This window comes from Nocardioides sp. (assembly GCF_035503875.1).
Taxonomy (GTDB): domain Bacteria; phylum Actinomycetota; class Actinomycetes; order Propionibacteriales; family Nocardioidaceae; genus Nocardioides.
Map to the genome: position 1 here is coordinate 90,745 of NZ_DATJTA010000003.1, position 8,788 is coordinate 99,532.

Genomic DNA, 8,788 nt, shown 5'->3' on the forward strand with positions numbered 1-8,788 from the left:
GGTGTGTCGCGGCGCGATTGACGGGTCGGCTGACCGCCCGCGTCGTACGACGGGGGCGGCGAGCCGTCGATCCTGCGCCGACACGCCGCGAGAACCGCCGAGAAAGTGACGGGTCGGCGATCAGTCCCGGGAGGTCTTACCCGGCAGGGCGAGCATCCGCTCGAGGGCGACCAGCGCCCACTTCTCGGTCTCGGGGTCGACGGTGATCTGGTTCGGGACGGTGCCGGCGACGAGGGACTCCAGCGCCCACACGAAGTGGGGCAGGTCGATCCGGTTCATCGTCGAGCAGTAGCAGACCGTCTTGTCGAGGAACGTGATCCGCTTGTCCGGGTGCGCGTTCGCGAGCCGCTTGACCAGGTTGAGCTCGGTGCCGATCGCCCAGGCCGAGCCCGGCGGAGCCGCCTCGATCGCCTTGATGATGAACTCCGTCGAGCCGACGAGGTCGGCCTTCAGCACGACCTCGTGCTGGCACTCGGGGTGGACCAGGATCTGCACGTCCGGAATGGTCGCGCGCAGCTCGTCGACGACGTCGGGGGAGAAGCGGCCGTGCACCGAGCAGTGGCCCTTCCACAGGATCATCCGCGCGTTCTGCAGCTCCTCGGCGGTGAGCCCGCCGTTCGGCTTGAGCGGGTTCCACACGACGCACTCGTCGAGGGAGATGCCCATCTTCAGGACCGCGGTGTTGCGGCCGAGGTGCTGGTCGGGTAGGAACAGGATCTTGGCGTCGGGGCGCTGCTCGAAGGCCCACTCGAGGGCGACCTCCGCGTTGCTGGAGGTGCACACGACGCCGCCGTTGCGGCCGCAGAACGCCTTGATGTCGGCGCTGGAGTTCATGTACGTCACCGGGACCACGGAGTCGACGACCCCGGCCGCGGTCAGCGCGTCCCACGCGCTCTCGACCTGCGCGAGGCGGGCCATGTCGGCCATCGAGCAACCGGCGGCGAGGTCGGGCAGGATGACCTTCTGGTCCGGCCCGGTGAGGATGTCGGCGGACTCCGCCATGAAGTGCACGCCGCAGAAGACGATGAACTCGGCGTCCGGGCGGGCCGCGGCGTCGCGGGCCAGCTTGAACGAGTCGCCCGTGACGTCGGCGAACGCGATCACCTCGTCGCGCTGGTAGTGGTGCCCCAGCACGAAGAGCCGCTCGCCCAGGGCGGCCTTGGCCGCCTCGGCACGCGCGACCAGGTCGGGGTCGGACGGCGCGGGCAGGTCGCCCGGGCAGTCGACGCCTCGCTCGGAGGCGATGTCGGTGCCGCGACCGAGCGGCAGCAGCGGGAGGTCGACGGTCGTCATGTCCGGATCGTATTCCTGTGCTCGGGCGGGGCCGTAAACGTCACAGCAGGGCACCGTTGTGAACGTACGGCGCCGGCGGTTTCATCCCGCGCAGTCCCAGGTAGCCCTCCTGGTGCAGCTCGAGCCGTGCGGCCATCCCCACGTCGATCGCCCACTCGTTGGCCGTGGTCAGGTGCGGGACGACGGTCTCGCCGGTGCTGTCGGCGAGGACGGCCCACAGCAGGCGCGCCGCCGTACGACGGTTGCTCGCGGCCAGCAGCGCGAGGGAGCCGTCGTGGCCGACGTACGCGTAGCCCGACCCGCTGGACGTGTCGGACACCAGCAGCCGCCACGCGGCCAGCATCAGCCGATGGTCCGGCCCGTGCGCGGACCCGCGCGTCCGCCGGTCCAGCGAGTCGAGCAGGTCGACGTCGCCCGCCGTACCTTCGCGGACCTTGTCGACGACCGGGATCGCGCTCCGGTCGACGGTGCCGGACAGGAACATCTGCGGGTGCAGCGAGAACCCGGCGAGCCGGTAGCGCCGTACCGCCTTCGGGTCCGACGACGCCGACAGCATCCCGCGCAGGCAACCGCGGCCGTGCTCCATCGCGGTGTCGAGCAACCGCTTGCCGAGGCCCTGCCCCTGCAGGCCCGGTCGTACGGCGAAGGTCGCCAGGCACCAGGTCAGCTCGCGGACGAACGACGTCGCGAACCCGACCAGCTCGCCGTCCATCTCCGCCACCCAGCAGCCGCCGGGATCGGTGTCCAGGAAGTGGGTGGTCCGGGTGATCCAGTTGCCGGCGCGCGTGGGCGGCCGCAGCTCCGGCACCGGGAACCCGGGCCGGTGGGTGCGGACGTCGAGCTCGTAGAAGCTCTCCGCGCTCAGCCGCTCGGCAGCGGCCACGTCGCCGGGTCGCATCGGCCGGATCAGCACCTCGCTCACGGGTTCGACCCTAGGCTCCTAAGGTGTGCGCCATGCGCATCCTGGTCGCCCCCGACAAGTTCGCGGGCACGCTCACGGCGCCCGAGGCTGCGGCGGCGATCGCCGCCGGCTGGCACCGGCACGCCCCCGACGACGAGCTCGACCTCGCGCCCATGGCCGACGGCGGCCCCGGCTTCGTCGACGTCCTCCACACCGCGCTCGGCGGCAGCCTGCTCGCGGTCACCGTTCGCGGCCCGTTCGGCGACCCGGTTCCCGGCACCGTGCTCGTGGCGGGGGAGACGGCGTACGTCGAGAGCGCCCAGGCGTGCGGGCTGCACCTGACGGGAGCGGAACGTGCCGAGGAGGCCACGACGTACGGCGTGGGCCAGCTGGTCCTGGCCGCCGCCGAGGCCGGGGCGTCGACCGTGGTGGTCGGTCTCGGGGGCAGTGGCACCAACGACGGGGGAGCGGGCCTGCTCGCCGCCCTGGGCGCGACGGCCGACCGGCCGCTGGACCGGGGCGCGGCCGGTCTCGCGGGCATCACCACGGTGACGGTGCCCGAGGTCGGCGTGCGCCTGGTCGCCGCCAGCGACGTGGACAACCCGCTGACCGGCCTGCTGGGTGCGACCAAGACCTTCGGCCCGCAGAAGGGGATCCCCGAGGAGCGGCTTCCGGTGGTCGACGGCTGGCTCGAGGAGCTGGCCGTCGCGGCAGGACGGCGTACCGCGTTGGAGAAGGGCGCCGGCGCGGCGGGCGGCCTCGGATTCGGCCTCCTCCTGCTCGGCGCGACCCGCGAGCCCGGCATCGACCTCGTGGCCGATGCGGTCCGACTCGCCGAGCGCGCCCGCGCCGCCGACCTCGTGCTGACCGGCGAGGGTGCCTTCGACTTCTCCAGCCGCTCCGGGAAGGTGCCGTACGGCGTCGCCACCGTCGCCGAGTCCGCGCTCCGCCCCTGCGTCGCGCTCGCCGGCCAGGTGCTGGTCGGCTCCCGCGAGATGAGGGCGCTCGGTGTGGAGTCGGCGTACTCCCTCGTCGACCTGGTGGGCCAGGACCGCGCCTTCGCCGACCCCGCCGGCTCGCTCTCCGACCTCGCCGCCCGCGTCGCCCGCACCTGGTCCCGCTGAACCGCGAGTCGGCAGAAGTTCACGTCAGACCTGACTGCAACTTCTGCCGACTCGGCGCGCAACTTCTGCCGACTCGGCGGTGACTGGCTGGCCGGGAGGGGAATAGCCCCGGGTGTGCGACGATTGAGTCAGTAGCCGACACACCCCCGCATCTATCTGGGAGCAGACACATGACCGAGCAGGTGGACACGACCGCAGAGCGTCGCACCGACCAGATCAACCTGAGCCCGGTGGCGGCGACGAAGGTGAAGAGCCTTCTCGACCAGGAGGGCCGCGACGACCTGCAGCTGCGGATCTCGGTGCAGCCGGGCGGCTGCTCGGGCCTGCGCTACCAGCTCTTCTTCGACGAGCGCACCCTCGACGGTGACGTCGTCACCGACTTCGACGGCGTGGCCGTGGTCGTCGACCGGATGAGCGTCCCCTACCTCAACGGCGCGATGATCGACTTCGTCGACAGCATCGAGAAGCAGGGCTTCACCATCGACAACCCCAACGCCACGGGCTCGTGCGCGTGCGGTGACTCGTTCCACTGATCGAGGACGCGCCAGCGCACCACCACGCAACACAACAGCCCCCGCCGGTGACCGGCGGGGGCTGTTGGCGTCCAACGGCCGAGGGAGGGGTGGCCGTCGAAGTGCGGGGGGAGCGGCTCAGTCCAGGTGCAGCTGGAGCGCGTTGGCGATCCTCGTGGCGGCCTCGGTGATCTCGATCTCCGGCTTCGGGACGTCGCGCGGGTAGTCCTCGTAGCGCAGCGACGGCGCCGGGTCCGGCAGGTGGCGTACGGCGGCCTCGCAGTCGGCCCGCATCTCCTGCAGCGAGCCCAGGTCGTCGTGGGAGAGCTGAGTCATGCCGAGGACGCTACGGCCTACTCCGAAGTAGTCCCAGCGGTACCAGCCGGTAGTGTTCCGTCCCATGTCGCTGCTGATCGCCGGTTCCATCGCCACCGACCACCTGATGGGCTACGCCGGGAAGTTCGCCGACTCCCTGGTGGTCGAGCAGCTGGACAAGCTCTCGCTGTCCTTCCTCGTCGACGACCTCGAGATCCGGCGCGGGGGAGTGGCGGCCAACATGTGCTTCGGCCTGGGCCGGCTCGGCCTGCGCCCGGTGCTCGTCGGGGCGGCCGGCGAGGACTTCGCCGACTACCGCTCCTGGCTGGAGCGGCACGGGGTGGACTGCTCCCACGTCCGCATCTCCGAGACCCGCCACACCGCCCGGTTCGTGTGCACCACCGACCCGACCGGCGCGCAGATCGCCTCCTTCTACCCCGGCGCGATGAGCGAGGCGCGGCTGATGGAGCTCGGTCCGATCGTCGACCGGGTCGGGGAGCCGACGTACGTCCTGATCGGCGCCGACGACCCCGACGGCATGCTGCGCCACACCCAGGAGTGCCGCCAGCGCGGCTACCCGTTCATCGCAGACCCGAGCCAGCAGCTCGCGTTCAGCGACGGCGAGCTGATCCGCGACCTGGTCGACGGCGCCGCGATCCTGTTCTCCAACGAGTACGAGTCGCACCTGATCGAGCAGAAGACCGGCTGGTCCGCCGAGGAGGTCCTCTCCCGGGTCGGCACCCAGGTCACCACGCTCGGCGCCCAGGGCGTCCGGGTGAGCCGCCGCGGCGAGGCCGACATCGTGCTGCCCGCCGCCAAGAACGTCACGGCCATCGAGCCCACCGGCGTCGGCGACGCCTTCCGCTCCGGCTTCCTCGCCGCCGTCACGTGGGGCCTCGACCACGAGCGCGCGGCCCAGGTCGGCTGCGTGCTCGCGGCGTACGTCGTCGAGACGGTCGGCACCCAGGAGTACACCTTCACCCGCGACCAGTTCCTGGCCCGGCTGGAGGAGTCCTACGGCCCCGAGGCGGCCAAGGCCGTCGAGCCGCACCTCGCGCTCGTCAGGTGACCCGACGCACCAGGTAGCGCGGGACGCCGTCGTCGGCGATCTCCTCGCCGACGTACTCCTGCCCGCGCATCCGGCACCATGCAGGTACGTCGTGGCGCGCCGCCACGTCGTCGGCGACGACGGCCACCAGTGCGCCCGGGGGCACCTCGGCGTAGCGGCGCCCGAGCTCGATGACCGGCAGCGGGCAGAGCAGGCCGCGGCAGTCGAGCTCGAGGTCGACCGCGGTGCTCACAGGCCCGCGTCCGCTCGGATGCCGGCGACCACCTCGGGCAGCGCGGCCAGGAAGGCGTCCACGTCGTCCTCGGTCGCGTCGCGGGTGAGCGAGAGCCGCACGTTGCCGTGCGTCAGGGCGCCCATCGCCGCCAGGACCCGGCTCGGCTCCAGGCTGGACGAGGTGCACGCCGAGCCGCTCGCGACCGAGAATCCCCTCCGGGCCAGCCCGTCGACGAGCGCCTCGCCGTCGACGTAGAGGCAGGAGAAGGTGACCAGGTGGGGGAGCCGGTCGATCGGGTCGCCGACGACCTCGACGTCCGGCACCGCGGCCACCCCCGCGCGCACGCGGTCGACCAGCGCGGCCTGACGGGCGTTGACGGCGTCCCGTTCCGCGACGACCGCCTGCAGCGCCGCCGCGGCCGCGAGGGCGGCCGGGACGTTCTCGAAGCCCGAGACCCGCTCGTCCACCCGGTCGTCGCCCGGGAACGGCGTCACCCAGCGCACCCCCTTGCGCACCAGGAGTACGCCGACCCCGGCCGGCCCGCCCCACTTGTGCGCCGAGCCCGCGGCGGCCGACCAGCCGTCCGGCAGCGGCAGCCGGCCCATCGACGCGCACGCGTCGACGAGGAGCGGCACGTCGTACGACGCGGCGCGGAGCGCGGACGCCACCTCCGTGACCGGCTGCAGCGTCCCGACCTCGTGGTTGGCGCTCTGGACGGCGACGACCCCGACCTCGGGGGAGCCGGCCGCGGCGACGACGTCCTCGGGCGCCACCCGTCCCGTGCGGTCGACCGGCACCTCCAGGTGCCCCTCGGGGCGGCGCCACGCGGCGGCGTGGACGACGGCCGAGTGCTCGACCGCGGTGCGCACCACCCGGTCGCCCCGGCCGGGCCGGGCCGCGACCAGACCGAGCAGCCCGCGGTGCACCGCGTCGGTTCCGGAGGAGGTGAAGGAGACCTCGTCGGGGCGCACCTCCAGGCACTCGGCGACCACGGCGCGGGCGTTGTCGAGCAGCAGCCGCGCGCTCCGCGCCGGGCCGTGCAGGCGGCGCGGGTCGGCGTACCCCTGGTCGAGCGCGGCGAGCAGCGTCTCACGGGCCGCCGGGTGCAGCGACTCCGCCGAGGCGGTGTCGAAGTAGCGGGGCAGGGGTACCCCGGACCGGGCCGCGGCTTTTGTCACACCGGGAACCTACCGGGTACCCGCTCCCGCGACCGGAGTGCGATTCGGATAGTGTTCGACAGTACTTGTGAATGCCCGAGAGGAAGGCTCCAGCGTTGAGTCTGCAACTCCCCAGGCGCGGGACCGGAGGGCGCGGATACCTCCGCCGCCTGCTCCTGCTCTCCGTGCTCGGTGTCAGCGTCGTGGCCCTCGCCGGCTGTGGTTCGGATAGCGGTGAATGGAAGCGTCTGGCGATGCCAGAGCCGGCGACCGAGCAGGGCGAGCACACGCTCGACCTGTGGCAGGGCGCGTGGATCGCCGCCCTGATCACCGGTCTCGTGGTCTGGGGGCTCATCGCCTGGGTCGTCATCCGCTACCGCCGCCGCAGCGACGACGAGATCCCGATCCAGACCCGTTACAACCTGCCGCTCGAGATCTTCTACACGATCGCGCCGATCATGATGGTCGTCGTCTTCTTCCAGCAGACCGTCGAGACGCAGAACATCCTGCTCGACCGCTCCGACGAGCCCGACAACATCGTCGAGGTCACGGCGCAGCAGTGGAGCTGGGCGTTCAACCACGGCGTCGGCGAGGTCGACTACAGCGCCGACGAGAAGGGCGAGAACGACGACGACGAGTACCCGTACGACGAGTACGCCTACGTCTCCGGCACCGGGTCCGACATCCCGACCCTGTACCTGCCGGTCGGCGTGACGACGCGGTTCAACCTGCACTCGCCGGACGTGATCCACAACTTCGGCGTGCCCGGCTTCCTGATGAAGATGGACGTCATCCCGGGTCGCGTGAACACCTTCGAGGTCACGCCCAAGACGACCGGCACCTTCGCCGGCAAGTGCTACGAGCTGTGCGGCGTCTACCACTCGCGGATGCTCTTCGAGGTCAAGGTCGTCAGCCTCAAGGAGTACGACGCCTACGTCGAGACGCTCGCCGAAGAGGGCTCGACGTCCGAGAAGCCGCTGATCGGCGGCCGGTACGCCGACACGCAGGTGGGCCTGGAGTCCGCCGAGCACGAGGGAGCAGCGAAGTGACCGCCACCGCGAGCAGGCCGGCGATCGCCCCGGCCCGCAAGCCGCTGGGCCAGGAGCTGGTCCGGCTGATGACCACGACCGATCACAAGCTGATCGGCAAGATGTACCTGATCACGTCGTTCGCGTGGTTCCTGATCGGCGGCCTGATGGCCCTGCTGATCCGCTCCGAGCTGGCCTACCCGGGCAACCAGCTCGTCAACGACGAGCTCTACAACCAGCTCTTCACCATGCACGGCACGATCATGCTGCTGCTGTTCGCGACGCCGCTGTTCTTCGGCTTCGCCAACGTGATCATGCCGCTACAGATCGGCTCCCCGGACGTGGCCTTCCCGCGCCTGAACATGTTCAGCTACTGGCTGTTCCTGTTCGGTGGTCTGATCGCGGCCTCCGGCTTCCTGACGCCGCAGGGCGCGGCCGACTTCGGCTGGTTCGCCTACACGCCGCTCTCGGACGCCGTGCGCTCGCCGGGCGTCGGCGGCGACCTGTGGATCATGGGTCTGTGGATGGCCGGTCTCGGCACCATCCTCGGCGCGGTCAACTTCATCACGACGATCATCTGCATGCGTGCCCCCGGCATGACCATGTTCCGGATGCCGCTGTTCGTCTGGAACACGCTGATCACCTCGCTGCTGGTGCTCATCGCGTTCCCGGTGCTCGCCGGCGCGCTGCTCTCGCTCGAGGCGGACCGCCAGCTCGGGGCGCACGTGTTCGACACCGCCCACGGCGGCGCGATCCTGTGGCAGCACCTGTTCTGGTTCTTCGGGCACCCGGAGGTGTACATCGTGGCGCTGCCGTTCTTCGGCATCGTCTCCGAGGTCTTCCCGGTGTTCGCCCGCAAGCCGATCTTCGGCTACTCCGGCCTGGTGTTCGCGACCCTGAGCATCGCCGGCCTGTCGGTGACCGTGTGGGCGCACCACATGTTCACCACCGGCGCGGTCATGCTCCCGTTCTTCGCGTTCATGACCTACCTGATCGCGGTGCCCACCGGAGTGAAGTTCTTCAACTGGGTCGGTACGATCTGGCGAGGTCAGATCACCTTCGAACCCGCGATGCTCTTCATCCTCGGGTTCCTGATCGTCTTCCTGTTCGGTGGTCTGACCGGCGTCATCCTGGCATCGCCGCCGCTGGACTTCGCGGTGAGCGACTCCTACTTC

10 protein-coding genes are annotated in these 8,788 nt (G+C 71.1%); 5 read left to right on the forward strand and 5 right to left on the reverse strand.

The genetic code is table 11. The features are described from left to right. Nucleotides 1-120 precede the first annotated feature (120 nt). Together nadA and VMF51_RS00555 are read right to left on the reverse strand one after the other, a co-directional pair. The gene (gene nadA / locus VMF51_RS00550; RefSeq protein ID WP_325472433.1) at nt 121-1,293 is read right to left on the reverse strand and encodes a quinolinate synthase NadA; all 1,173 of its coding nucleotides are present in this window, start codon (nt 1,291-1,293) and stop codon (nt 121-123) included. A 40-nt stretch (nt 1,294-1,333) separates the two neighbouring features. Next, nucleotides 1,334-2,215: a GNAT family N-acetyltransferase gene (locus VMF51_RS00555; protein WP_325472434.1), complete on the reverse strand. Its 882-nt coding sequence runs from the start codon at nt 2,213-2,215 to the stop codon at nt 1,334-1,336. Nucleotides 2,216-2,247: 32 nt separating this feature from the next. Between VMF51_RS00555 and VMF51_RS00560 the strand changes: the two genes are divergently transcribed. Continuing rightward, the gene (locus VMF51_RS00560; RefSeq protein ID WP_325472435.1) at nt 2,248-3,318 is read left to right on the forward strand and encodes a glycerate kinase; all 1,071 of its coding nucleotides are present in this window, start codon (nt 2,248-2,250) and stop codon (nt 3,316-3,318) included. A gap of 170 nt (nt 3,319-3,488) precedes the next feature. After that, nucleotides 3,489-3,851, forward strand: a complete 363-nt coding sequence (gene erpA, locus VMF51_RS00565) for an iron-sulfur cluster insertion protein ErpA (protein WP_325472436.1) — start codon at nt 3,489-3,491, stop codon at nt 3,849-3,851. Nucleotides 3,852-3,968: 117 nt separating this feature from the next. Here the strand turns inward: erpA and VMF51_RS00570 are convergent, their stop codons facing one another. Beyond that, the gene (locus tag VMF51_RS00570; protein WP_325472437.1) at nt 3,969-4,166 is read right to left on the reverse strand and encodes a hypothetical protein; all 198 of its coding nucleotides are present in this window, start codon (nt 4,164-4,166) and stop codon (nt 3,969-3,971) included. A gap of 64 nt (nt 4,167-4,230) precedes the next feature. Between VMF51_RS00570 and VMF51_RS00575 the strand changes: the two genes are divergently transcribed. Further along, entirely contained in the window at nt 4,231-5,214 is a 984-nt protein-coding gene (locus VMF51_RS00575) for a carbohydrate kinase family protein (protein ID WP_325472438.1), read from the forward strand. On the opposite strand, the gene VMF51_RS00580 is transcribed toward VMF51_RS00575, so the two are convergent. Both VMF51_RS00580 and VMF51_RS00585 read right to left on the reverse strand, forming a co-directional pair. Beyond that, complete coding sequence (locus VMF51_RS00580; protein ID WP_325472439.1) at nt 5,207-5,446, reverse strand: sulfurtransferase TusA family protein; 240 nt, start codon at nt 5,444-5,446, stop codon at nt 5,207-5,209. The two genes, VMF51_RS00575 and VMF51_RS00580, sit on opposite strands and share 8 nt — an antisense overlap. Continuing rightward, complete coding sequence (locus tag VMF51_RS00585) at nt 5,443-6,606, reverse strand: cysteine desulfurase family protein (RefSeq protein WP_325472440.1); 1,164 nt, start codon at nt 6,604-6,606, stop codon at nt 5,443-5,445. Before VMF51_RS00585 ends, VMF51_RS00580 begins: the two co-directional genes overlap by 4 nt. 233 nt (nt 6,607-6,839) lie before the next feature. Here VMF51_RS00585 and coxB point away from each other — a divergent pair, with 233 nt between their 5' ends. After that, the gene (coxB, locus tag VMF51_RS00590) at nt 6,840-7,634 is read left to right on the forward strand and encodes a cytochrome c oxidase subunit II (protein ID WP_325472441.1); all 795 of its coding nucleotides are present in this window, start codon (nt 6,840-6,842) and stop codon (nt 7,632-7,634) included. Beyond that, a partial coding sequence (locus VMF51_RS00595) for a cbb3-type cytochrome c oxidase subunit I (RefSeq protein ID WP_414689425.1) occupies nt 7,631-8,788 on the forward strand: 1,158 nt, incomplete at its 3' end. The genes coxB and VMF51_RS00595, both read left to right, overlap by 4 nt.